Source organism: Nocardioides sp. (assembly GCF_035429765.1).
Classification (GTDB): Bacteria; Actinomycetota; Actinomycetes; order Propionibacteriales; family Nocardioidaceae; genus Nocardioides.
Map to the genome: position 1 here is coordinate 1 of NZ_DAOMFK010000317.1, position 2,124 is coordinate 2,124.

The window sequence follows — 2,124 nt, forward strand, 5'->3', positions numbered from 1 at the left end:
CCGGAGTCACTTCGGGAGCAGGCGCACCCGCGGACCTGGTGCGGGCCCTCTCGCGGGGTGCCGACGAGGGACGGCTGATGGTCCACTCGTTCGACGCCGCCGAGCAGCGCGAGCTCACCGGCACCGCGATCGCCGGGGAGTTCCCCAGCCGGGTCGACGACCGGCCCCAGGTCGCCGTCACCCTGAACGACGCCACCGGCTCGAAGATGTCCTACTACCTCGACTACCAGGTCGAGGTCACCCCGACCTCCTGCCAGGACGGCACGCAGGAGCTGCAGGGGCGGCTCACGATGACCTCGAACGCCCCGAAGAACGCCGCGGACCTGCCGAACTCGGTGACCGGCGGCGGCCTCTACGGCGTGCCGAAGGGCACCCAGATCGTGGTCGCCGACCTGTTCGGCCCCGACGGCGGCACGATCAGCGGGCTGCGCCTCGACGGCAGGCCCAGCGACGTGGTCCGGCACTCCTTCCAGGGTCGCCCCACGATGCAGGTGCCGCTCTACCTCGAGTCCGGCCAGTCCGTCGAGGTGACCTGGACGATGACCACCGACCAGACGGGCGACACCGACGTCCGGGTCACCCCCGGCGTCCTGCCCGAGCGCGAGTCCTCCGTCGTCGCCAGCGCCTGCTCCTGAGCGCCCGGGTCCGCTGCGCCCGTCTGGGAGAATGGGACCCATGCCCTTCGAGATCCCCGAGAACATCCACCCGCAGTGCGCCCGGCTGGCCTGGCTGATCGGCACCTGGGCGGGCAACGGGCACGGGGAGTACCCGGGCATCGAGCCCTTCCAGTTCGGCCAGGAGCTGATCTTCCAGCAGGACGGCCGGCCGTTCCTCCACTACCTCAGCCGCTCGTGGATCATCGACGCCGAGGGCCACCACGTCCGCGAGGCCGCGCAGGAGACCGGGTTCATCCGGCCGCAGCCCGACGGCACGCTCGAGGTGCTGCTGGCCCACAACATCGGCTTCGTGGAGATCTGGTACGGCGAGCTGCACCCCGAGCAGCCGCGCTTCGAGATCGTCACCGACGCCGTGGCGCGCACCGCCACCGCCAAGGAGTACGTCGGCGGCAAGCGCCTCTACGGCCTGGTCGACGGGGACCTGTTCTACGCCTACGACATGGCGGCCACCGGCCACCCGCTCCAGCCGCACACCCACGCCCAGCTGGTCCGCCAGCGCTGACCGCGATGACCGAGCACCCCGACTTCAAGGCCAAGCTGCGCGACCGCGGCTTCCGGCTGACCCCGCAGCGCGAGCTGATCCTGCGCGCGGTCGAGGAGCTCGGGCACGCCACCCCCGACGAGGTCCTGGCCGCCGTGCACCGGGAGTCCGCCGCGGTCAACATCTCCACGGTCTACCGCACCCTGGAGGTCCTCGAGGAGCTCGGCCTGGTCCGCCACGCCCACCTCAGCGACCGCGCCCCGACCTACCACTCCACCACCGACCACGAGCACTTCCACCTGGTCTGCCGCAGCTGCCACAAGGTCACCTCCGTCGACCCCGACGAGGCCCAGGACCTGCTGGCCCGGCTGCGCGCCGACCACGGCTTCGTCGCCGACGTGGGCCACCTGACCGTCTTCGGCACCTGCGTGGAGTGCCCCGAGGAGGAGAACTGATGCTGGACCTGCCGGGCGCCGTGGCGGCCGAGGGCGTCGACGCCGGGGTCGCCGCCCACTACGGCTCGTGGAACACCGAGCAGCGCACCCTGGTGTCCGGGGAGGGGTTCGTCGACCTGTCCCACCGCGACGTGGTGCGGGTCAGCGGGCCCGACCGGCTCGACTGGCTGCACTCGCTGACCACGCAGTACTTCGAGGGCCTTGCCCCCGGCGTACCCACCACCGCGCTGGTGCTCAGCCCGCACGGCCACGTCGAGCACGCCTTCACCGGTGTCGACGACGGCGAGGCGTTCACCGCCCACACCGAGCCCGGCGCCGGGCCCGCGCTGGTGGACTTCCTGGACCGGATGCGGTTCCTCACCCGGGTCGAGGTGGCCCTGGTCACCGACGAGCTCGCCACCGTCTGGCGTCCCGGCCCCGACGAGGCGGGGCACTACGAGCTGGTCCCACGCACCGACCTGCCGACGTACGCCGCCGCGCACGGCCCGGCCTGCGGTCTCGCCGCCTTCGA

The 2,124-nt window shown here is 72.4% G+C and carries 4 protein-coding genes; all 4 read left to right on the top strand.

All coding sequences use genetic code 11. The annotated features are described in order from the left end of the window. The coding region (locus PLP61_RS16695) for a hypothetical protein (RefSeq protein ID WP_324503907.1) at positions 1 to 635 on the top strand (635 nt) is incomplete at its 5' end. Positions 636 to 675: 40 nt separating this feature from the next. After that, positions 676 to 1,179 carry a heme-binding beta-barrel domain-containing protein gene (locus tag PLP61_RS16700; RefSeq protein ID WP_324503909.1) on the top strand — a complete coding sequence of 168 codons (504 nt, stop codon included), beginning with the start codon at positions 676 to 678 and terminating at the stop codon, positions 1,177 to 1,179. Between the two features lie 5 nt (positions 1,180 to 1,184). Next, positions 1,185 to 1,613, top strand: coding sequence for a Fur family transcriptional regulator (locus PLP61_RS16705; protein WP_324503911.1), 429 nt, complete (start codon positions 1,185 to 1,187; stop codon positions 1,611 to 1,613). Further along, positions 1,613 to 2,124 (top strand): YgfZ/GcvT domain-containing protein (locus PLP61_RS16710; RefSeq protein ID WP_502889106.1); only part of this gene is annotated, 512 nt, incomplete at its 3' end. The genes PLP61_RS16705 and PLP61_RS16710, both read left to right, overlap by 1 nt.